We start from the raw sequence: 21,254 nt of genomic DNA on the forward strand, positions 1-21,254 counted from the left end.
GTGCGTGAACTCCGTCCGGGAGACGGCGCGTTGCCCGCAGACACGCACGCTCGCCGGGGACGAGTCGGGTCAGGCCACACCGAGGTAGGCGGCGCGAATACTGTCGTCCTTCAACAGATCCCGCGCCACCCCGGTCCGGGTGACCTCACCGGTCTCCAGGATGTAGGCCCGGTCGGACCTGCTGAGTGCCTGCTGCGCGTTCTGTTCCACCAGCAGCACCGTGGTGCCCTGACTGTTGATCTCGGAGATGATGCCGAAGATCTGCGAGATCACCATGGGCGCCAGGCCCATCGACGGTTCGTCGAGCAGCAGCACCTTGGGCCGGGCCATCAACGCACGGCCGATGGCGAGCATCTGCTGCTCACCGCCGGAGAGCGTACCGCCGACCTGGTTGCGCCGCTCAGCCAGCCGCGGGAAGGTGGTCAGCACCCAGTCGAGCTTTTCGTCGTGTTCGGCCTTCGACGGGAACTTGCGCCCGTAGCAGCCCATTTCGAGGTTCTCGATGATGGTCATGCCGGGGAAGACACCGCGTCCCTCGGGGGCCTGGATCAGGCCGTCGGACACCCGCCGGTGGGCCTTCACCTTGCCGATGTCCCGGCCGTCGAAGAACACCGAGCCCGATGTCAGCGGCAGCAGCCCGGAGATCGCTCGCATCATGGTGGTCTTGCCGGCACCGTTCGATCCGAGCAGCGTGACCAGTTCGCCTTCGTGCACCACCAGCGAAACCCCGTGCAGGGCACGGATCCTGCCGTAGTGCACGACGACGTCGCGCACCTCCAGCAGGACGGGGCGGTCGTCGGCCTCAGGCGAGTTCGTCATCGGGCACTCCCAGGTAGGCGGCGATGACCTTGGGGTCTTCGCGGATCTCGGCGGGCAGACCGTCGGCGATCTTGCGCCCGAACTCCAACACCACGATGCGGTCGGTCACGCCCATCACCAGGCGCATGTCGTGTTCGATCAGCAGCACGGTGTAGCCGTCGTCGCGGATCTTGCGGATCAGGTCGATCAGCGCGGACTTCTCGCTCGGGTTGAAGCCGGCGGCCGGTTCGTCCAGACACAGCAGTTTGGGCTCGGTGGCCAGCGCCCGTGCGATCTCCAGGCGACGCTGATCGCCGTAGGGCAGGTTCTTGGCCTTCTCTTCGCCGCGGTGGGCGATCCCGACGAAGTGCAGCAATGCAGCCGATCTTTCGACGGCCGAGCGCTCCTCGCGGCGGTGCCGCGCCGACCGGAACAGGGCGCCCGGCACCGAGGTGTGGTGCCGGGCGTCGGTGCCGACCATGACGTTCTCCAGCGCGGTCATCTCACCGAACAGCCGGATGTTCTGGAAGGTGCGGGCGATACCGAGCCGGGTGATCTGATGCCGCTTGATCCGACCGATCGTCTGACCGTCGAACGTCACCGAGCCCGACGTGGGCCGGTACACACCGGTGATGGCGTTGAAGCAGGTGGTCTTGCCGGCCCCGTTGGGTCCGATCAGGCCGAGGATCTCGCCGCGCTTGATGTTGAACGTCACCGCGTCCAGCGCGGTGAGCCCACCGAACTGGACCGTGAGATCGTTTGTCTGCAACAGGACTTCGCCTTCGTCGGCCTTGATCTCGCGGTGCACACTGGCGATCTCGGCGACGTTCTCCTCGAACTTCTCCTCGGGCTGTTCGGGGGCGGTCATTTCGCCTGCTCCGTATCGGTCGGTTGCTTGCGGAGAAGGGCGCGCGCGGCTTTGGCGTAGGTCAGCAGATGCTGGCGTGCGGGGAACAGCCCCTGGGGGCGGAAGATCATCAACACCACCAACGCGAGCCCGAAGAAAAGGTACTTCAAGTTACCCATGTCGATACCCGCGAAGTGCACCCCGAGCAGCCGGTTGGGCAGGTACACGATGATGAACGCGCCGAGGATCACGCCGAGTTTGTTGCCCTGCCCGCCGAGGACCACCGCGCACAGGAACAGCATCGAGTTGATGATGTTGAATGTCGGCGGTGCGACGTACTGCACCTGGCCGGCATACAGCGCCCCGGACAGACCGCCGATCGCGGCGCCGATGGTGAATGCCCACAGCTTGAACTTGAAGGCGTTGACGCCCATGACTTCCGCGGCGTCCTCGTCCTCGCGGACGGCGATCCAGGCGCGACCGACCCGGCTGCGCTCCAGGTTGCCGACCAGCAGCAGGATGCCGATGATGAGGATCAGGCCCAGCCAGAACCACCAGGTGCCGTAGTTGGCGTCGCCGCCGGAGTTCGACACCGAGAAGACACCTTCGGGGTGCTGCTCGCTTTCCAGGAAGTGCGGGAAGGCAACCTCATTGAGGCCGCGCGGCCCATTGGTGACATCGGACAGGTTGTCGGCGAGCAGGCGGATGATCTCGCCGAATCCGAGCGTCACGATGGCCAGGTAGTCGCCGCGCAGCCGCAGCGTCGGGGTCCCCAGGATGAGCCCGCTCAGCGCGGTGACGGCCATCGCGATCGGTAGACAGGACAGCCAGGCCCACGGGGTGCTGAAGAACGCCGAGGTACCCATCTGGTTCCACGGGCTTTCCGGACTGGTCAGCAGGGCGACCGTGTACGCACCGACGGCGTAGAACCCGACGTAACCCAGATCCAGCAGACCGGCCTGCCCGACAACGACATTGAGGCCGATCGCGATGATGGCCACCATCGCGAACTGGGCCATGGTGCCGCCGAAGCTGATTCCCGGGGTGTCCAGGAAGGCGGGGGTGAACAGCGGCGACAGCGCAATCCCGGCGAACAGCACGATGCCGAAGATCCACTTCTGGGCGCGGGTCAACCCGTCCCACCAGTCCATGACCTTGGCCCGCACCGCGGTCGTCCTACCCTCGCCGGTCATGCGGCCCCCTCGCAGGCTCGGGCTCCGCTTGCCGGCTGTTGATTCGCTCTGCAAGCGCCGCTCATACCCGTGCCTTCCCGAGGCTCTCCCCCAGTATTCCGGTCGGCCGGATCAACAGCACCAGCACCAACAGCACGAAGGCGACGACGTCGCGCCACTGGGTGCCGAACACCGCCTGGCCGTAGTTCTCCATCACGCCGAGTAGCAGACCGCCGAGCAGGGCACCGCGCAGGTTGCCGATGCCGCCGAGGACGGCGGCCGAGAACGCCTTGATACCCAACAGGAATCCGCCGGAGTAGATGATGCCCTGGGGCACCTTCAGCGTGTAGAGCAGCGCCGCGGCACCGGCGAGCAGACCACCGATCAGGAACGTGGTCATGATGACCCGCTCCCGCGAAACGCCCATCAGAGTCGCGGTATTGGCGTCCTGGGCGACGGCGCGCACGCCGCGCCCGAGTTTGGTGCGGTTGAGCGCCAGATCGGTGAGCAGGGCCAGCACCAGCGCCGCGCCGATGATGACGATCGTGGTGTTGGAGATCGCCACGCCGAACAGTTCGAACTGGGTTTTCGGCTGGACCAGCACGATCGGCTGCTGTGCGTTCGGCCCGCCGTATCCCGGTATCAGTTTGGGCAGGATGAACAGCACGAACTGCTGCAGCACGAAGGACATGCCGATCGCGGTGATCAGGAAGGTCAGCGCCTTGGCGTTGCGCTTGCGCAACGGCCGGTAGGCGATGAATTCCAGGCCCACCGCTGCGCCACCGGAGACCAGCATGGCGAACAACATGGCCACGCCGAGGTAGAGGATGGTCAGCGCGACGCCTTTGTTGTAGGCGTTACCGCTGGGGGTGAAGCCCAACAGGATGTCGAGCGCGAAGTAGGCGCCGAACATGCCGAGCATGAAGATCTCGGAGTGCGCGAAGTTGATCAGCCGCAGCACCCCGAAAACCAGGGTGTAGCCGACGGCGACCAAGGCATAGATCGCGCCCCAGGACAGACCGTCGATGGTCAACTGCCAGAAGCTGTCGAACAACGCACCGACATTGAAGTTGATGTTGGCGGCCAAGTTCATCCGGTGCTGAGCTCCTCGCTGACGCGATGATCATTGGTGCGGCGGACGCGAAGACAAAAGCGCGTCCGAGGCATGCGCACTCGGACGCGCTTCGTCTCAGCGCTTACTTGACCTCGTACATCCAGATGAGGGTCGTCTCGAGCTCACCCTCCGGGTTCCACGAGTACTCGCGTGCCACACCCTGACCCTTGTAGTTGCGGACGAACTCCAGCAGGTCCGGTCGGGTGATCGCCCCGGAGTCGATGCCCTTGAGCAGGATGGTGCCCAGGTCGTAGCCCTCGGTGCTGTAGGTGCCGGGCTCGGTGTTGAACTTGGCCCGGTACTCGTCGGCGAAGGTGCCGGTGGCCGGACCGCACGGGCAGGCCAGCAGCGCGCCCTCCGACGATGCGCCGGCCTGCTTGACGAACTCGTTGTCCTTGCTGCCGTCGGCGCTGACGAAGGCGCCCTCGAAGCCACCGTCCTTGAGCTGCTGCACCAGCGGGGCCGCCTCGGCGTAGTAGCCGGCGAAGAACACCGATTCCGGTGCGGCGCCCTTGATCTGGGTGACCGCGGCGGAGAAGTCCTTGTCGCCCTTCTTCACCGAGATGTTGCACGCCGGATCGGCCACCGGCCCGAGCGTGTCACGCACCGCCGTGGCCAGGCCCAGACCGTAGTCCGTGCTGTCGTCGACCACGCAGATCTTCTTGTGGCCCAACGTGTTCTTCAGGTAGTTGGCGACCGAGGGACCCTGCACCCCGTCATTGGCCAGCCCGCGGAAGAAGGTCTTCCAGCCGTTCTCCGACAAGGTCACGTTGGTGGCCGAGGCGGTGGTGGCGACCAGGCCGGCCTGGTTGAAAACGCCACCGGTGGCCTTGGTCTCGCCGGAGAAGGCGGGGCCGATCAGGCCGATCGTGTACTGGTCCTCGACGATCCGCGGGGCGATGTTGGACGCCTTCTGCGGGTCACCCTCGGTGTCGAACGGCTTGAGCTGCACCTGGCAGCCCGGGTTGGCCTCGTTGTGCTGGTCGATCGCCAGCTGGATGCCGTTCTTGATGTTGATGCCGAGCGCGGCGTCCGGGCCGTTGAGCGCGCCGGCCATCGCGATGGACACCGGCGGGCAGGTGGCCTTGCCGTCGCCGGCCGGGTCGGCCGGGGTGGTGCCCTCGGCGGCCTTGACCTCGGCGCCGTTCTCGTCGATCTGCACCTTCTCCACGATCGAGAGGTTCGTCTGCGACGCCTCTTCTTCGGGCGTGCTCTGGTTGCAGCCGGCAATCGTCAGAGCCATCAGGCCCGCGCTTCCGAGAGCAAATGCCTTGCGTGCCACGTGACCGCGCACGTCTCACCTCCGGTTCCTTGTCCAGGTCGGCACCTCGAACCGGTCGGGACGGCCGGGGCGGCGATGCTTCGCGGAGAAAACCATAACCAACCCACCGCCGTGTCGCGTGCTGTTGAGCGACGCGTTGCGCAGATCGATCGTGTCAGCCGGTCAAACGGCGGAGCCGGAAACGAACTCGTAACCCGCCGGACCGGCCGGAGCCGTTATTTCTCGGCGCTGGAAGCGTCGCCGGCCGGCGCGTCGAGCGTCTCCAGCACCACTTCGGCCACCCGTTTCATGGTGGTGCGCCGGTCCATCGCGGCGCGCTGAATCCACTTGAACGCCTCGGGTTCGGTCATCCCCTGGTTCGCCTGCAGCAAACCCTTTGCCCGCTCGACGAGCTTGCGCGTCTCCAGGCGGTCCGACAGGTTCGCGACCTCGCTCTCCAGGGCCGCCATCTCACCGAACCGGCTGACCGCCACCTCGATGGCCGGGATCAGGTCGGTGATGGAGAACGGCTTGACCAGGTAGGCCATGGCACCGGCATCGCGGGCCCGCTCGACCAGCTCACGCTGGGAGAACGCGGTGAGAATGACGATCGGGGCGATGTGCTTCGATGCGATCTCCGAGGCCGCGTCGATGCCGTCGCGGCGCGGCATCTTGACGTCCATGATCACCAGATCGGGCTTCAGGCTCTCGGCCAGATCGACGGCTTCCTGACCGTCACCGGCCTGCCCGACAACCTCATACCCTTCTTCGCGCAGCATCTCGGCCAAGTCCAGTCGAATGAGCGCCTCGTCTTCAGCGATGAGCACGCGGCGGGGTGCGGGGGCCTCTGTCATCTCGACATTGTTGCGCGATTGCCGACTCAGGGCGAGCCTGGGGTTTATCCGTGCCTGCCGGTGGGAGGCCTTCCGGGCATCCACTATGGTGGTAGACCGCGACCGAGTCGCAGCCACGCCCTCGTATCCCAACTGGCAGAGGAAACGGATTCAAAACCCGTGCAGTGTGAGTTCGAATCTCACCGAGGGCACTCAATCACTTGACATCATATGTGCAGTTCAGGGCCCTATTCGAGACCGTCAGACGCTACTGATCGCAGGTTTTGGCTGCATTTTGGCTGCAAGTCCCGAAGCCGATAGGCGCAGGTCGTGTGCGTCAGCAACGGCCTCTGCATCCCGGTCGAACAGGTCGGCGTAGGTGTCCAGCGTCATCGCAGCGGAGGCGTGACCGAGCATCTTCTGAACCGCCTGCTCATCGGTGCTGACCCGGGTGTAGGCCACCACCGAACCCACGGGTGCGCTGCGCCGAGTGCGAGCGGTGGTCACGCCAACGTCTCCAGCGCGTAGGCCGAACCGATGCAGACCTGGCCGCAGCTTTCGCAGTCCCAGTACCCGGGCTTGCTGACTCGGCCCGCATCGACCAGGTAGCCGGCGGACTCCACGAACGCGGTCACGCGCTCATAGTCCGCGTCCGGATCCTGGTGAAACTCGAACGCGGAATAGTCATCATTGACGATGGCCGGCGCACAGGTATCGCAAACATGGAAGACGTACACGGTGGCTCCTTCGGGTCAGGTCGACCGCGTCTGAACACGCACGGGGCGAATAGCTTTCGACTGATTGCTTTACGAACACGCCGAAAATACCGTTCGCCTCCAGGTGGTCGCAGCTAACAGGTACAGGAGGCCGACCGTGCCCAAAATTTCTGCAGAATCCGACTTTGGAAACCCAGGACTCTGCCGCGGCACGCGGCAAATACGTTGCAGGACAATACCTTGCGGCACTGTAGTAAAGACACGCCGACCACTTCTCCGCAGCTGCTCCGCTGCACCGCCATGCTGAATCATGGTGTCCATGAACGAGACAGCTACCGTTCTCACCGACCCGGCGGCGCTGACACCGAGCCAGTGGTCAGCACGACTGGCTGCGTTCCTCAGTCGTGGGCGCACCAACGAGGATCCCGACGTGATCGCCTGCCGGGAAGCCCTGAGTTACTGGCGCACGCGCCGCGTCATCGACGCTGAACGCGCCAACCTCGCGCCACGCGACATCGCCGCATTGACGGATCTGTTGCGCCACGCACACCCGGCGGTGACCTCGTGAAGGCATCGCTGATGCGGCGCCGGCAGGTGGCCAGCACGCCGACACCGTCAACGGAGTACACGCAGGAGCAGTTGCGGTGTCGCCGTCGTGCAGGATTGAGCGCCGTCTACACCGGAACCTTCAGCCTGGCCGAGGAAGTCGCCGCGATCTGCCTACCGCTGGCCGAACGCTCGACCCGCTTGGGTGATCCCGCCGACATCACCCGCGGGCCGGCCAAGATGTTCGGGCCACGTGTCGACGAACTCGTCAACGCAGTGCATGGCGAACTGATTTCGGGCCGCGTGGTCACTTGGCTCGCCGAACAGGACGCCCTCGCACACCTGCTACGGACCGCGCCGCACCTGGACTTGGCCGCCCGGAAGCAGGCGGTGCGCAACCTGGTCGACCTAGCACCGCGCCCCACCGAACCGGACATCGGACCTGCGTCCGTGGCATCGGGGCGGTGGGCCACCGAGCTGGTCGATATCGCCCGCGCCTACACCGACCCGTTGGCCGATCTACTCGCCCGATCCCGCCCGCCCCACGATCCCGCCCTCCGCGGTCGCGTGTCGCGCTCGGAACTGCTCAACGATCTACTTCGCGAAGTGGACACCGCCGCACACGAATTCACGCTTCGCATCGAACGCGCAGAAGCCAACACCGCCCAACGCCGCCTCATGGCACAGACCACCGCCCAGCTCCGCGCGTGCCGAACTCGCCAAGCTAGGAGTCCAGATCCCATGACCAATGCCTTGCTCCCCGTCGAGTTCACCCCGCCGCTGGTCACACCGGCCAATCCTCTGGGCCTGGATGCGGCGACCACCTGGACCGAGACGGCCGAGGGAAATGCCCTGCGCTGGCTGCCCTCCGGTATCCAGCTCCGGTTGCGCACCCACCGCGACCCGGGCGCGTTCGGCGTCTGGGATGCACCGTGGTGTGCCAGTCCGGACGACCTTGACCCCGACGACGATCTCAAGACCGGCCCAGCACGCGCGAATGACGACCCGGACCCGTTCCTGGCGATGACAGTGTGGGCGTTCGACCGGTTGCAGGACTGCGGAAACCTCTCCGAATACGACCGCGGCCAGGTCATCGAGCGCGCAAAGAACACCTTCGCGCTACGCGAGCCGCTCGCCGTCGAGACGCAATTCGCGACCCGCCTCCTGGTCGACGCTGGCACTCCCCCTGAGATCGATGAGCTGGTATCCGCGGTGGCACGTGTAGAGGAGAAGTTCAGCGCCGCCGGCATCGTCGGCGGCCTGGTCCACGCCAGAACCGGCCTGCTGACGCATGCACAGAATCTGCACCTGATCAGCCGGGACCCGAGCGAGCCGGGCGTCCTGCGCACACCGGCCGGACATCGCTGGGTGATGTCTGCCGGCTACGCGACCCCGTTGGGCAACCGGCTCATCGGCACCACACAAACGTACGACTGGCGCGACGAGATGACCGTTCGCGAAGCGTTCGACCACGAACGCGACCACTTCGTAGCCATCGCCGAACGCTCGGTGATCGTCGCCTACGAAGCGGTGATCACCCCGTGACCTGGGAGGGGTCGCGGCTCAATCAAGAGGCTGTCGCGGCCCGTCTCCCAGACCACGGAGGCGAGCGGCGGCGTGGCGGCGGTGGGCAGGCTGCGGACCGCACCGCCACCACGGCGCCCGAAACCCTGCATCACCACCGCCACGACACCAGGAGCAGCAACCATGGGCTATCAACTGTCCGAGACCGAACTCGACCGACTCGGCACCGCATTCCACGAGGTCGGCCACGCCGTCGCGGCGGTCGTCCTTGGCGGTCGCGTGCACCGGGTCATCGTCGGTGAACAGGCGCACACCGAGCACGACCCGCTCCCTGGCCTCGACGCCGGGATCACCTACGCCGGCCCGTGGGCCGAGGCGCGGTGGGAGCTGGGCCGCCCACCAGGCCCCGCCGACATGCGCCGTGCGCTGGCTCGCAACAGCTCCGACGACCGGACACTATGCGCGGCAGGCGGACCCCACCAAGGCGTGCACATCGTCCCGCTGCTCGAGCGGTGTTGGCCATCGGTCAAGGCCCTCGCCAAGGGCCTGTACTTCACCGGCACCGCCTCACACGCCGAGGTGTGCTCTGCCCTCGGCCTCAGCCCGGGCGACGATGGCGGCCCGAGCAGCGTGGCACTGGCACTCATCCGGTCCGGGTTGCGCGCGGCGGTGTAACACCGGCCAGCTCAGGCAATACCGCTGCAAGCACCGCTCCGGCAGCCTAACCTCTTCCTGACCAGGAGCAATCAGGGGAACCGTGCGACCGATTCGTAATCTCGTCACCGCGACTGCAGCCACCGCAGCCGCGGTGTTCGTCGCACTGTCCGGGGCTGCGCATTCGGCCGCGGACCCATTCGACCCGCACGTGCCCAACGTGGGGACCGGATGGTGCCCGGGCGGCGGCTCCGCATCATTCAACTTCGGCGGCTGGTGCGACGGCATTCCCTACGAAGACGGCACGCGATGGCACTACGACCTCGCCCCCAGATTCATGAAACTCTGGTGCGTCACCGGCGAATCCAAGATCTTTCCAGCTCCCGCACCGCGCGGTGGCTGCGGTGGTAGCTGGCCGGGATAGCCAGGCCGAACCGCCAGCAGCAGAGCAACCAGATCCGCCGCCTACGTGCGGGGCTGCGACACGCCTATCGTTCGTCGACTCTGGTCTCTTGATGGTTGGCTCCGCACTCCCAGCGACGATCGACCCGGTCGCCGCTTCCCTTCGTCAGGTCAACCAGGCGGTGGTACCCGTACGTGGCGCCGTCCTGACACTTGGGGCACTGCCCCGTGCGTCGCGCAATGACGTATTCAGCCATCCAGATCTCCCAAACTAGTTCCGGCGCAGCCGAACCACAGAGTGGCCTACGCAGCGAGTGAGGCTACCCGGCTTGTATTGATCGCACCGTCATACGAACGACTGACACCAGCTGTGAACGTTCCGCGCAGAGCCCGAGCGGCCATTACGCTGCGCGTTCATGACCGCACCGATCACACCGCCTGGCTGGTACCCCGACTCCACCACAGGACTGCAGCGATACTGGGACGGCGCCAAGTGGCTCGACATCCCAGCGCCAGCAGCAGCAGCGGCACCACACCTGGCACCTGCAGCTGCCCGGTCGGGGCGCATCACGATCCACTACGGGTTCGCTCTGCTCGCCTTCTTCTCGCTGGCCGGCACCCTACTGTTCGGGATCCCCTTGATGGCGCAGGCCGGAGACGAAGAAACCGGTGGCATCGCATCCAGCATGGGCATTCTGTGGATTGCATGGGGTGGCATGTGGACCTTGATATGGACCGCGTTCGCGATCCACCACACACTCAAAGGCCGCTGACAGTCGGACTCACAGACTTTTGCGCATACCGCCTACCAGCGACAACGCCGTGAAACATTCCGTGAAACCAAGAGGCGTCGGGGTCCGACTCTAGTTTTCACCGCATGGATATTGAGAACAGTGACGGTGACACTAACGACCACGATGAACAGGCCCGCTTCGCCATGACACCTGGAGACCGCCTGCGCGCGTGCGACTTCGCCGTGGCTTTTGGCGAGTACATCCAAGACGGCGACTACTCACGGGTCTGGACAATCGTGGTCGACACCCAGCTCGCCGGGGACACTGTCGCAGATGGGCTCGCTCGGATGCAGAACCTGCTGCTGGCGTACACCCACCTATCCATTCCGTTCGACAAAGCGTCGATCGAGCACATTCGCCAGCTGATCGTTGAGGATGAGTTCCGCGGGATGGACTTTGGCCAACACTGAGCCGTGAACGTTTGTTCGATCGATCACCCGGCAAACCTCCGAACGACCGTTCGACGTGGCTGCATTTGGCTACATCCTGGGCGAATCCAAGCTAATCAGGATTCATCACGACTACAGATTAAATCGCTATTGAACAGGTAATTCATAGCATTTGCGCACGTATCAGCAACTCAACTTTAGAGTTCGAATCTCACCGAGGGCACCACACACCACCGATCTGACCGGCGATTCCGCGTCGGATCCCCCACCGGCGACGCCGACATCCGACTCTGAGTCGGCGCCCCGAACACTCTGCACCACAACCTCTTTGACACCGGACGCACCGATGCCACCACCGGGCGGACCGGTCGCCAACGCCGACAGGCAGAGCCCCGACACGTCGCGAGCGCGCGATCACCGCGACGCCGTGGATGTTTGCTAGAAATGACTCCCCCGGCAAACCCCACACACTCGCCGAAACGCCGGGGGCATCGTCGACCACATGCGGGTCAAGGGTGAAAAACTGATTCCCCTGCTGTTATGCCGGGCATCGAGTCCGTGCCGCCCGTTCGGTCGAACCCGAGGAAACCCCACAACCATCGGTAACCGTGTGATAAAAACTTCTGACGAGAACGTCAATTACTTCGCCCAGATGGGTTCTGGCGAGATTCGACCGACACGGAGACAGCACTGCCATGGGAGCCCACCACCGTCCCGGCCATGCCCGTAAGCGATCGGGTTATCGCGGCCGGGGACGTCATCGCGCGAAGACCCAACACACCTGGATGGGGCCGCTGACGGCCACCACCCTGTCGATATCGCTGATGGCGCCGGTCACCGCGCATGCCAGCACGCTGATATCGATCGGTGCGACCGGATCCTGGGCCAATACCCCGGTGACGGGCCTGCAGCGATGGCCGGTCACCAACAACTTCGGCGACCCGGTGACCGCCACCAGGGTCGTGGAGTACCCCGCCTCGCTCGGGTTCATCGGCATGTCGATGGAGGACTCGGTCCTCCAGGGCGCCGCCGCACTCCTCAACGCCATCGAGTCGATATCCGGCCGGAAGATCGTCGCCTGTGAGAGTCAGGGCTGCCTGTCGGTCACCCGGCTGCTCATGCAGTTCGCGACCGATCACGGCACGGCTCCGGCGCGCGACGATCTGATCATCGTGATGATCGGTAACCCCGCCACCGCGGGCACCGGCGCATCGGCACAGAACGCCGGCGAGTACGAGCCGTTCTTCCGCATCACCTTTCCGGGCGCGACGCCCGAAACCCAGTACGAGACCGTCAATGTCACCCGCGAGTACGACTTCTTCGCCGATCGCCCGAGCACCGACCCGTCCGTACTGTCCATCCTGAACAACCTGGTGGCGTTCCTCGTCGTCCACCCGTTCTACGCGGACGTCGACATGGACGACCCGGAGAACCTCATCAAGGTGGTGGGAAACACCACCTACGTCCTGATTCCCACGAAGCAGCTTCCGATGCTGCAGTCGCTCTATGACGCGGCCCGCGCCTGGCAGCGACTCACCGGCCAGACGGACCTGCTCGAGGACGTGGAGGCGCTCGACGCCCGACTGCGCGCGATCATCGACCAGGACTATGACCGCAGCGGATTCGTTCCCCAGGGGTCGCTGTCACAGGAGACCGAAAGTCCGGATGTGGATTCCGCAGAGCCCGAGGCTCACACCGCAGACGACCGGGGTGAGGACACCGTGACCGCCTGGCCCGCCGAGGAACAGTCCCAGGGTGCGGGCTCCGAGTCGACGAACCCGCTTGAGCCCGAACAGGAATCGGTGCGCACCGACGAGACGCAGGTCGATCTGTCTGCGGACGAGGACGACGAGCCCTCAGAAAACGAGGACCCGATCGAAGCCGTGGACGACGACGAGGACGAAGCCGACCTTTCCACCGGCGAGGAGGACGAGAAGTCCGCGCCGGACGACTCCGAGCCCGCCGGTGCGTCGACCCCGTCGAGCTCAGGCGCGGAATCGGATTCGACGTCCGAATCACCGGGCAGCGACACCGGCGGCCGACCGGCATCGGTCTGACCTCACCGGGGCCCGGACACGAAGCTGCCGCTGTGGGAATGTCCGAGTTCCCACAGCGGCAGAGCCTCGCGCCCCCGATTAGGTGCTAGTCGTCACTGCCCGAATCCGAACCGGAACCCGAAGCGGCTCCGGAGCTCTGGCGAGCCGGTGTCCGTGACTCCTGGCTGCTTTCGCTGTCGGTCCGCACCGCCTTGCGCAGTCCCCGCGGGGTGCGCGTGTTCAGCTCCTGGCGTGCCTTCAGGCTGGGCCCCGCGGTCTCCCGCACCTCCGGCGAAGCGGTCTCGTTCGAGTCGGTGGCCGCGAAGTCGCGCTTGCCGGTGACCGACGTGGTGGCCTTCTTCTCCGCCACGGTGCCGGCTTCCTCGGACTCGTCGGTGACCTTCTCGTTCTCGGTCTCGGTGACATCCGCCTCGGGCTGGGTGGCCGGTTCGGACACGACGTCCTCGGACTCCGTCACCTCGTCGGCTGGGACCTCGTCGGTGATCTCCTCGGTGATCTCGTCGGCGACCTCGTCGACGGGAGCTTCCTCGGCGGGAACCTCTTCGACGACCGGCAGCTCCTCGGCGACCTGCTCCTCGGTGACGACCTCGACAGCGCTCTCCTGGACCTGCTGCACCGACTTCACATCTGCAACGGAATCCTTTGCATCAGTGACGGTTTCGATTTCGGCCCCGGCGTCCTTGGTGCTGTCGGCGGGTCCGTCGGTGACCGACTCCGGTGCATCGCCCACCAGGGCCCCGGCACCGGCCATCCGAGCGCTCGCGGTCGTCTTGGGCGTGGTCTTCTTGCCGAACAGCCCGCCGAACAGGCTGTTCAGGGCCGAACTGAACGCGGACACCAGATTCGGGAACACATTGAACATTCCGCTGACGGCCTTCTGGATCGCCTTCAGGAAGGCGGCGATGGGGTTGGGGGCGCCGGCGCCCGCACCCGGCCCCTGACCGGGGCCGGTGCCCGGGTCCGGGTTCGGGTTGGTCAGCAGTTCGATCAGATCCTTGATGATCTGCCCGACCGGCTTCATGGTGCCGTCCGGCCGGAAGATGCCGAAGTGGGCCTCGTTGTTGTTCGGGTTCCCGTTCAGCCAGTCCTTGATGGTGTAGAGGAACACCGGTCCGGCACCGGCGATCGTCTGCCAGGTCTCGATCATGTCCTTGATGAACTCGGCCTGCCTGGCCTCGGTCATCGCGTTGGTCGGCATACCGTACTCGGTCATCCAGATCTTGAGCTGCTGCTGCCCTTCGGTCAGGAAGGAGTCCATCAGCGCGCGGATCTGTCGCAGCTGGGTCAACGGCGCATCCTGCCAGGCGTTGCCCTGGGCCTGCGAGAACTTCCAGGTCATGTTGTACGAGTGGAAGGACAGCGCGTCGAAGTACCCGTTGGCGCCTGCTTCGTACATCTTGCGGACGAAGTCCACCGGGTTCATGGTCAAACCGGCCATGCTCATCCCGGCGCCCACGACACCGCCGATGACGGTGATGTCGGTACCGAGCTGCGCTGCGGCCTGCTTCAACGCGGTGTAGGTGACCTTCAGCATCTCGGTGTACGCGGTCGGATTGAGGGTGTTCCAGAACTGCACCGAGTTGGGCTCGTTCCACACCTCGTACGCGGAGATCTTGTCGCCGTAACGCAGTGCCACCGACTTGGCGAAGTCCGCGAAGCGGTTGAAGTTGGACGGCTGCCCGTTGAGCGGCAGCCCGTTGGTGGCCCAGTTGGGGGTCGAGTTCAGCACGCCGAGGATGCCCATGCCACGCGCCGAGATAGCGTTCACCACCATGTCTAGCTGATCCCACCGGGGGGCACCCAGGCCCAGCGGGGTATCGGGGTGCAGCGGCTGCACGCCGGCCCACGGCACCAGGATGCGGACGTTCGTGACGCCCAGTGACTGCATCAGGTCGAGCCGCTCGTTGATCTCGGCGAGACTCCCGGCCCAATACATGTCGGAATCAGAGATGCCGATGGTCGACGGCGCCTCATCGATTTGCGCGACCTGCATCACGTTGTATGACCGCTGTTTGGTCAGCGGCAAGACCTGTTGGCTTGCCGTAGCCGCGAAAAGTGATGCAGCTATCAAAGCGATCACCCCTCGCACGGCAACGTGGCGAATCGGCTTACGCATCTGATCCCACATGGCGACTCCCGTTCTTACATGCGCAAGTTCGGACCCTGACCTCGCGCTGAGCAAAAATTAACCCATGCAGCAGCAAATTGCGAAACTTTCGAATAAGTCCAGTTTGGACGCATTTTGTTACGCGGGATTACCCTTTTCTAGCAAAGTCGCGTCAGGGGGTGTCGTAATCAAATCGAGACATCGGCGCGCGAAACTGGCAAAGATTTTTCGAAACAAGATCGAGGCTCGCCCGAGATGCGACTGTGACCTGTTTCACAGCAGTTTGCTGGTCGGAGGCCGTTTGTCGCCCCGGGCCGACCGCTCACCGGGTCACCCGCCGCCGGTTGGCGAATATTGACGCCATCGTTAGCTAATCTGTGCCCCTGTCCCCCGATTGGCGGACACCGCACATCCGTCAATTTCTGGACAAACATCGCCCGCCGTCCGCGCGGATCGACGAAATCGGGCATTTTCGGTCAACCGGGCGGGAGTACGCTCCGATGGTGGCTGTCACGGGGCCTCGCGGGTGCCTGCCCGACCTTCCGGAAGGTCGCCGGGACTACGAAGACGCGGCGAGCAGACGGCGTGCGACGCTGACCATCAGCACCCGGATCGCCGCCACGATCGTGGCGGCGTACGGCGTCGTCGAGATGATCCTCATCCCCCAGGCCACCCATATCTGGCTGGTCAATCTCGCGACCGCGGCCGTTTTCATCGCCATCCCGCTGCTGTACCGCTTCGGCCCACTGGTCGCCGCCACGGTGTTCGTGACGCTGGCGTACGCCTTCACCGCGTACGCGTGCAGCCAGCTCGGCACCGACACCGGACTGCAGTTCTACTTCTTCGTCGGTGCGGCGCTGATCATTCTGGTGATCGGTGGCGACCATCTCGCCATCGCATCGGTGCTGGCCGCGTCCGGAGCCGGTCTCGCGATCGCCCTGGAGTGGCTCGTCGTCCCCAATACCGGGATCTTCTCGGAGTCCCGGATGCAGGTCAGTTTCGCCGTCACGGTGGCCGCAGCAAGCTTGATGATGCTCATCGTGGTCGGGTCGGCGATGCGCCGGATCGACCGCGCCGAGAATGCGCTGCGGCTCGAATTCGCGAAATCCGAAGCGTTGCTGGCCAACATCCTTCCGGACAGCATCGCCACCCGGCTCAAGGACCGCGATGACGCGATCATCGCGGACGGGTACGAGGATGCCTCGATCCTGTTCGCCGACATCGCCGGATACACCAAGCGCGCCAGCGATACCGACCCTGCCGAGCTGGTGTTGTTCCTCAACCGGTTGTTCACCGATTTCGATGCACTCGTCGACCGGCACGGCCTGGAGAAGATCAAGACCAGCGGCGATTCGTACATGGTGGTCAGCGGCGTCCCCCAGCCCCGTCCCGACCACCTGGAGTCCCTGGCGTGCCTGGCCCTGGACATGGCCGCCGCGGTCGACGGCCTGCGCGATCAGCAGGGCCGCGAAGTGCCGCTGCGGATCGGCATCGCCGCCGGCCCGGTGGTGGCGGGAGTGGTCGGCTCGCGCAAGTTCTTCTATGACGTCTGGGGCGATGCGGTCAATGTGGCCTCGCGGATGGAGAGCACCGATGTGGAGGGACGCATTCAGGTGCCCCAGGACGTCTACGACCGCATCAACGCCAGCTATGTGTTCGAAGAGCGCGGCGAGGTGGAGGTGAAGGGTAAGGGGGCCATGCACACCTGGTACCTCGTCGGCCGCCGCCCCGCGCCCGGAAACGGCGAGCGGGTGTCCGACCCCGCCGCGCTACGCGACGGGGTCTCACCCGGACCGGGTCACACCTTGTAGTTCTCGGCCTTGATCAACCAGGCCCGCTTCTCCAGCCCCTCGATCAGCTGGTGCAGGATGTCGGCGCTGGTGGGATCTTCGGCGTCCACCCCATCGTGGACGGCCCGCAGGGTGTCCACCGCCGCGTAGACGCGGGCACTGACCAGATCGACGACGTCGGCGGTGCTGCGCTCGTAGGGCGGGAACTCGGGCAGTGTGGTGGTGGCCGCCACGGTGTCGGTGCGACCGTCTGCGGGCGCCTGCAGCGCCCGCATCCGCTCGGCGACCGTGTCACTGCCGTCGCGCGCGAAGTCGACCAGGTCGTCCAGTTGCAGATGCAGGTCGCGGAAGTTGCTGCCCACCACGTTCCAGTGCGCCTGCTTGCCCTGCAGGTGCAGTTCGATCAGGTCGACCAGAACCTGCTGCAGACTGGCCCGCAGTTCGGGCGATGCCTGGAAGCCCTGGATGTCGGAATCGGTGCGTCGGGTGCTCGGTGAAGTGGTCATGCACAGTCCAACCCCGTCTTTTCTGGAATCATTCCAGAAACGACGGATCTTTTCGCTGCTGGTCCTGCTGGCTCAGCAGCCGGGCGTAGCCGGCGCCCATCCCCAACAGCACCAGCCCGACCACGATGAAGACCGCCACCCGGAAGATGCCGTCGAGGGTGCCCAGATCGAAGAGGAACAGTTTGGCCACCGCCGCGGCCACCAAGGCCATCCCACCGCCGATGGGCACCGAGCGCTCCGCCCGGTCCAGTCGCGCCGCGTATCCGAACAACCCGGCCGCCAACACGATCCAGCAGATGGTCGCCGCCATGTGTCCGGCCAGGAAACCGCCGCCGGTACCGCCGATGAGGACACCCGCGGTCACGGTGAACACCGTCACCGCGTAGCCGATCACCACCGCCGCGGCGGCGATCAGCAGCCGACCGGTGTCCGCGTCACCGCGACGACTCAGCGCCCACGCCTGCGCCAGCGCGTACAGCGTCAGCAGCACGCTGGACACCAGCACGGAAACGGCTTCGGTGGTTGCCATGACGGTCGCCGATGTCAGTGTCGGCGGGGATGCCAGCGCCAGATAGTAGGTGCCGCCGACGGCACCGAAACCCAGCGCCGCCCACTGCGCCGGGACGCTGTGCCGTCCGGCAACGGCCACCACCACCGCCAGGGCCAACAGCACCGGGCCGGCCACCTCGCCGTCGAAGGCGACCGCGACGGCCACCAGGGCGGCGACCGCCGACAGCGCCGACCACACCTGCCGCACAGCGGAGGTGACACCGGGCCACCGCGCCCCCAGCAGCACGACCGCCAGCACGGCGGCCGCCAGGGCCGCGATGATCAGCGCGGCGGGCACCCGCCCGACGGCCGCGGACACCCCGAGCACGGGCAGCGCACCCGCCGCCGCGAGCAGCGCGAGACCGGTCCGGTGAGCACTGCCGGGCAGCAGGATGAGCGCCGAACCGATGGCCAGCAGCGCGGCGACCGCCGCCGCGGCCGCCAGCCACGGGCGGTACTCCGAGCCGAAGGCCGCCCCGAGCAGGGCCAGCAGTACCGGCCCGCTGCCGGCGACGACCCGCGCGGCGAACATCGCGGTCCAGTCCCGGCCCAACTGCACTGGCAGGGTCACCGCCGCCAGTGCCAGCATGAAACCCACCAGCAGCAACGTGATGTCGCCGGTCACCACCGGCGCGAGGACCGTCAGCGGCACCAGCACCAACAGGCCGAGGTGTTCGGAGTCCCACCGCCGGGCCAGCGTGAGCCCACCGCCGGCGATCACCGCCGAGATCACCAACCCGGCCACCGCGGGCACCCACTCATAGACGGTGGTGACCGCGATGACATCTATATACGCCGCGGCGATACCGGTGGCGGCCAACGCGATGGCGCCGACCCGGCCGCCGGGGCGGGCGTACAGCCGCAGCGCCACCGCGACGAGTCCGCCGGCGAGCACCGCACCGGCGGCCACCCGCACGGGTGGGGCGAGCAGGCCGGCCTGGGCGGCGAGCACCACCAGCAGGACCACACCGATCAGCGTCACCGCGACACCCGCCGCGGCCAACGCCTTGCCGATCCAGTTCTGTGGGGGCTGTGCGGGGTGCTGCGCCGCAGCCGCCGGCGGCTGCGGCGTCGAAACCAGCGGAGGCGGCTGCTGCGGGGTCGGCGCGGGATACCCCGCGTACGGGTACTGGGCTTGCGGGTACTGGGAGTAGTACTGCTGATACTGCGCTGCGGTCCAGGCGGGTTGGGCCGGCGGCTGCGTCGCGGCCGGGCCGGGGACCGGTGGCGTGGCCTGCAGGGAGTCGGCCAGTTGCGTCAGTTCGGCCGACGCCCGGGCCAACGTCTGGGACAGCGTCACGAACTCCGCGGACAGCCGCGCGAGCACCTGCTGAGGTTCGGTCATCTGCTCATCGTGGCGTATCGGGATGCCCGAAGACATGAGTAGGACTACTCGACTGCCTACCTATTGATCAAGTCCGTGCTCGATCGCGTACCGGGTCGCCTCCACCCGGTTGGCGACCTGAAGCTTGCGGAAGGTGGCCTGGACGTGGTTTTCCACGGTGCGGTGACTCAACGACAGCCGTTGCGCAATCTGCTTGGCGGTCAACCCCTTCGCGACGTACCGCAGGATCTCGGTCTCCCGATCGGTCAGGCTCGGCACGGCCGGGGCGCCGGAGGCGGCGTCGGGTCCGGTCTGGGCGATCCGCCGGTACTCTCCCAACACCAGCCCGGCCAGCCCGGGAGTGAAGACCGCCCGGCCCGCGGCGGTGGACCGAACCGCTTCGCTCAGTTCGGTTTTCGAGGCACTCTTGACGAGATAGCCGCTCGCGCCGGCCTTCACCGCCTCGAGCACGTCGGCGCGCTCGTCGGAGGCCGAGAGCACCAACACCCGCGAGGACGGGGAGACCGCCAGCACTTCCAGCGTGGCCTGGGCTCCGGTCCCGTCGGACAGCTGCATGTCCATCACGACCACGCCGGGTTGCACCACCTCGGCCCGCCGGCGTGCGGTGGCCACCCCGTCCGCGGTGGCCACCACCTCGAAACCCGCCTCGGTGAGATCCCGGGCGACCGCATCGCGCCAGATCGGGTGATCGTCGACCACCATCACGGTGGTCACCTCGTCCTCCGCGGCACGGTCAACTCCCATTCGGTACCCCCGCCCACCGAGGTGGTCAGTTCGGCCCGGCCACCGAGCGCGGCCATCCGCCCCCGAATCGATTTGCTCACGCCCACCCGCCCCTCGCCGACCGCCTCTTCCAGTCTGCCCGGCGGGATTCCGGGCCCGTCATCGCGGATGCTCACCACCACCTCGTCACCCAGATCCTCCAACAGCACGTAGGCCCGCACCCCGGCACCGGCATGGCGTTCGACGTTGGTCAGCGCGTTGATCGTGGCGGCCTCCACCTCGGACGCCACCCCGGCTTCGAGGTGAACCGCGTCGGCGGGCACGCTCACCGATATCCGGTCGGTGGCGTGCCGGCGCAGCAGCATTCCGAGATCGCTGTCGGCGGCCGCCGCATCCGGCTCGATCTCCACGGCGCTGAGCAGCCTGCGCAACGCTCGCTCCTGCTCTCCGGCGGCTTCGGCCAACTCGGCTGTCTCACCGCCGATCTCGCGACCCCTTCGGGCGACCATGGCCAGCACCTGCAGTACGCCGTCGTGTACGTGACGGGACAGCCGTTCCCGCTCGGCCAGCACCGCCCCGAGGCGGGCTGCCCGTTCCACGTCGGCGTGCGCCCGGCGCGCGGTGTTGGCGGCCATGCCGATGGCCAGGCCGACGCTCAGCTCGATGAGGATGGTCGGGCTGCGCACCAGGTCCACGGCGATCGCGCCCTTGAGAGCGGCGGCGGTCGCCATCACCGCCAGCCCGCTGCCCATCCCGGCCACCGGCCCGGCCAGGATCGCGGCCGACACCACCGCATTGGTCGCCCACAGCGTGGTGGGCCACGACTGGTTGGCCAGTGTCCACTGCGGTGAGGCCACCAGCACGGTGCTGCCCATCAGACCGATCACCAGCACCGCCTCGGCCAGCACCCAGGCCCGCCGGCGGCCGAACCCCTGCAGGTAGGCGAGCCCGCACGCCGCGGTGCCCGCGGTGAGCACCCCGAACAGCACCCAGCCCAGCACCGGGTGATCGAGCTCGGCGTTCTTGGACACCTGGAAGTACAGCGCGTAGATCCAGCTGAGCAGCCGGAAGACCTGCGCGGCCCGCCACAGCGGAGCCACCGGGTCTACCGGCTGTTGCGTACGCAC

Annotated in this window: 19 protein-coding genes, 1 tRNA gene and 1 pseudogene; 8 read left to right on the forward strand and 13 right to left on the reverse strand. The window is 66.4% G+C overall.

Going from position 1 to position 21,254, the window contains the following annotated elements; genetic code table 11:
- Window positions 1-69: 69 nt before the first annotated feature.
- From K0O62_RS17370 to K0O62_RS17395, 6 genes are all read right to left on the reverse strand, one after another.
- A complete protein-coding gene (locus tag K0O62_RS17370; protein ID WP_073854267.1) occupies window positions 70-819 on the reverse strand; it encodes an ABC transporter ATP-binding protein in 750 nt (249 codons plus the stop codon).
- Window positions 803-1,666: an ABC transporter ATP-binding protein gene (locus K0O62_RS17375; protein WP_073854265.1), complete on the reverse strand. Its 864-nt coding sequence runs from the start codon at window positions 1,664-1,666 to the stop codon at window positions 803-805. Before K0O62_RS17375 ends, K0O62_RS17370 begins: the two co-directional genes overlap by 17 nt.
- Window positions 1,663-2,838 (reverse strand): branched-chain amino acid ABC transporter permease, encoded by a 1,176-nt coding sequence (locus tag K0O62_RS17380; protein ID WP_073854262.1) that lies wholly within the window; start codon window positions 2,836-2,838, stop codon window positions 1,663-1,665. Before K0O62_RS17380 ends, K0O62_RS17375 begins: the two co-directional genes overlap by 4 nt.
- Before the next feature lie 61 nt (window positions 2,839-2,899).
- On the reverse strand, window positions 2,900-3,910 hold the full coding sequence (locus K0O62_RS17385; RefSeq protein ID WP_073854260.1) for a branched-chain amino acid ABC transporter permease: 1,011 nt from the start codon (window positions 3,908-3,910) through the stop codon (window positions 2,900-2,902).
- Between the two features lie 103 nt (window positions 3,911-4,013).
- On the reverse strand, window positions 4,014-5,225 hold the full coding sequence (locus tag K0O62_RS17390; RefSeq protein ID WP_073854258.1) for a branched-chain amino acid ABC transporter substrate-binding protein: 1,212 nt from the start codon (window positions 5,223-5,225) through the stop codon (window positions 4,014-4,016).
- A gap of 203 nt (window positions 5,226-5,428) precedes the next feature.
- Complete coding sequence (locus K0O62_RS17395) at window positions 5,429-6,046, reverse strand: two-component system response regulator PdtaR (RefSeq protein ID WP_073854256.1); 618 nt, start codon at window positions 6,044-6,046, stop codon at window positions 5,429-5,431.
- A 117-nt stretch (window positions 6,047-6,163) separates the two neighbouring features.
- Here K0O62_RS17395 and K0O62_RS17400 point away from each other — a divergent pair.
- A tRNA-Leu gene (locus tag K0O62_RS17400) sits at window positions 6,164-6,237 on the forward strand.
- 49 nt (window positions 6,238-6,286) lie between these two features.
- On the opposite strand, the pseudogene K0O62_RS17405 reads toward K0O62_RS17400, so the two are convergent.
- Both K0O62_RS17405 and K0O62_RS17410 read right to left on the reverse strand, forming a co-directional pair.
- Window positions 6,287-6,457: pseudogene (locus K0O62_RS17405) on the reverse strand (tyrosine-type recombinase/integrase); the annotation flags it as partial.
- Window positions 6,458-6,528: 71 nt separating this feature from the next.
- The gene (locus K0O62_RS17410) at window positions 6,529-6,762 is read right to left on the reverse strand and encodes a hypothetical protein (protein ID WP_073854252.1); all 234 of its coding nucleotides are present in this window, start codon (window positions 6,760-6,762) and stop codon (window positions 6,529-6,531) included.
- Window positions 6,763-7,060: 298 nt separating this feature from the next.
- On the opposite strand from K0O62_RS17410, the gene K0O62_RS17415 reads away from it, so the two are divergent.
- The 6 genes from K0O62_RS17415 (at window position 7,061) to K0O62_RS17440 (ending at window position 13,107) form a co-directional block, all read left to right on the forward strand.
- Entirely contained in the window at window positions 7,061-7,309 is a 249-nt protein-coding gene (locus K0O62_RS17415) for a hypothetical protein (protein ID WP_234799956.1), read from the forward strand.
- Window positions 7,306-8,832 (forward strand): hypothetical protein, encoded by a 1,527-nt coding sequence (locus tag K0O62_RS17420; RefSeq protein WP_131817371.1) that lies wholly within the window; start codon window positions 7,306-7,308, stop codon window positions 8,830-8,832. The genes K0O62_RS17415 and K0O62_RS17420 overlap by 4 nt, the downstream gene beginning before the upstream one ends.
- A 162-nt stretch (window positions 8,833-8,994) precedes the next feature.
- Window positions 8,995-9,486, forward strand: a complete 492-nt coding sequence (locus K0O62_RS17425; RefSeq protein WP_073854249.1) for a M50 family metallopeptidase — start codon at window positions 8,995-8,997, stop codon at window positions 9,484-9,486.
- 797 nt (window positions 9,487-10,283) lie between these two features.
- Complete coding sequence (locus K0O62_RS17430) at window positions 10,284-10,640, forward strand: DUF2510 domain-containing protein (RefSeq protein WP_073854245.1); 357 nt, start codon at window positions 10,284-10,286, stop codon at window positions 10,638-10,640.
- Window positions 10,641-10,744: 104 nt separating this feature from the next.
- Window positions 10,745-11,071 carry a hypothetical protein gene (locus K0O62_RS17435; RefSeq protein WP_073854244.1) on the forward strand — a complete coding sequence of 109 codons (327 nt, stop codon included), beginning with the start codon at window positions 10,745-10,747 and terminating at the stop codon, window positions 11,069-11,071.
- A 764-nt stretch (window positions 11,072-11,835) separates the two neighbouring features.
- Window positions 11,836-13,107 (forward strand): PE-PPE domain-containing protein, encoded by a 1,272-nt coding sequence (locus tag K0O62_RS17440; RefSeq protein WP_165636940.1) that lies wholly within the window; start codon window positions 11,836-11,838, stop codon window positions 13,105-13,107.
- A gap of 85 nt (window positions 13,108-13,192) precedes the next feature.
- On the opposite strand, the gene K0O62_RS17445 is transcribed toward K0O62_RS17440, so the two are convergent.
- The gene (locus K0O62_RS17445) at window positions 13,193-15,100 is read right to left on the reverse strand and encodes a cellulase family glycosylhydrolase (RefSeq protein WP_165636939.1); all 1,908 of its coding nucleotides are present in this window, start codon (window positions 15,098-15,100) and stop codon (window positions 13,193-13,195) included.
- A gap of 617 nt (window positions 15,101-15,717) precedes the next feature.
- Between K0O62_RS17445 and K0O62_RS17450 the strand changes: the two genes are divergently transcribed.
- A complete protein-coding gene (locus K0O62_RS17450; protein ID WP_234799955.1) occupies window positions 15,718-17,025 on the forward strand; it encodes an adenylate/guanylate cyclase domain-containing protein in 1,308 nt (435 codons plus the stop codon).
- On the opposite strand, the gene K0O62_RS17455 is transcribed toward K0O62_RS17450, so the two are convergent.
- The 4 genes from K0O62_RS17455 to macS are packed head-to-tail and all read right to left on the reverse strand — an operon-like array spanning window position 17,013 to window position 21,254.
- Window positions 17,013-17,510, reverse strand: coding sequence for a Dps family protein (locus K0O62_RS17455; protein ID WP_073854236.1), 498 nt, complete (start codon window positions 17,508-17,510; stop codon window positions 17,013-17,015). The genes K0O62_RS17450 and K0O62_RS17455 overlap by 13 nt on opposite strands.
- Window positions 17,511-17,538: 28 nt before the next feature.
- Entirely contained in the window at window positions 17,539-19,404 is a 1,866-nt protein-coding gene (locus tag K0O62_RS17460; RefSeq protein WP_073854437.1) for a DUF2339 domain-containing protein, read from the reverse strand.
- A gap of 60 nt (window positions 19,405-19,464) precedes the next feature.
- On the reverse strand, window positions 19,465-20,148 hold the full coding sequence (locus K0O62_RS17465) for a response regulator (RefSeq protein ID WP_073854234.1): 684 nt from the start codon (window positions 20,146-20,148) through the stop codon (window positions 19,465-19,467).
- Window positions 20,115-21,254: a MacS family sensor histidine kinase gene (gene macS / locus K0O62_RS17470; protein WP_234799954.1), complete on the reverse strand. Its 1,140-nt coding sequence runs from the start codon at window positions 21,252-21,254 to the stop codon at window positions 20,115-20,117. Before macS ends, K0O62_RS17465 begins: the two co-directional genes overlap by 34 nt.

Origin of the sequence: Mycolicibacterium diernhoferi, assembly GCF_019456655.1 — a bacterium.
Taxonomy (GTDB): Bacteria; Actinomycetota; Actinomycetes; order Mycobacteriales; family Mycobacteriaceae; genus Mycobacterium; species Mycobacterium diernhoferi.

Coding starts and splice junctions, on each gene's coding strand:
- K0O62_RS17370 (WP_073854267.1), bottom strand. CDS start 819: ATGACGAACTCGCCTGAGGCCGACGACCGCCCCGTCCTGCTGGAGGTG.
- K0O62_RS17375 (WP_073854265.1), bottom strand. CDS start 1,666: ATGACCGCCCCCGAACAGCCCGAGGAGAAGTTCGAGGAGAACGTCGCC.
- K0O62_RS17380 (WP_073854262.1), bottom strand. CDS start 2,838: ATGACCGGCGAGGGTAGGACGACCGCGGTGCGGGCCAAGGTCATGGAC.
- K0O62_RS17385 (WP_073854260.1), bottom strand. CDS start 3,910: ATGAACTTGGCCGCCAACATCAACTTCAATGTCGGTGCGTTGTTCGAC.
- K0O62_RS17395 (WP_073854256.1), bottom strand. CDS start 6,046: ATGACAGAGGCCCCCGCACCCCGCCGCGTGCTCATCGCTGAAGACGAG.
- K0O62_RS17415 (WP_234799956.1), top strand. CDS start 7,061: ATGAACGAGACAGCTACCGTTCTCACCGACCCGGCGGCGCTGACACCG.
- K0O62_RS17425 (WP_073854249.1), top strand. CDS start 8,995: ATGGGCTATCAACTGTCCGAGACCGAACTCGACCGACTCGGCACCGCA.
- K0O62_RS17430 (WP_073854245.1), top strand. CDS start 10,284: ATGACCGCACCGATCACACCGCCTGGCTGGTACCCCGACTCCACCACA.
- K0O62_RS17435 (WP_073854244.1), top strand. CDS start 10,745: ATGGATATTGAGAACAGTGACGGTGACACTAACGACCACGATGAACAG.
- K0O62_RS17440 (WP_165636940.1), top strand. CDS start 11,836: ATGGGGCCGCTGACGGCCACCACCCTGTCGATATCGCTGATGGCGCCG.
- K0O62_RS17445 (WP_165636939.1), bottom strand. CDS start 15,100: ATGCAGGTCGCGCAAATCGATGAGGCGCCGTCGACCATCGGCATCTCT.
- K0O62_RS17455 (WP_073854236.1), bottom strand. CDS start 17,510: ATGACCACTTCACCGAGCACCCGACGCACCGATTCCGACATCCAGGGC.
- K0O62_RS17460 (WP_073854437.1), bottom strand. CDS start 19,404: ATGACCGAACCTCAGCAGGTGCTCGCGCGGCTGTCCGCGGAGTTCGTG.
- K0O62_RS17465 (WP_073854234.1), bottom strand. CDS start 20,148: ATGGGAGTTGACCGTGCCGCGGAGGACGAGGTGACCACCGTGATGGTG.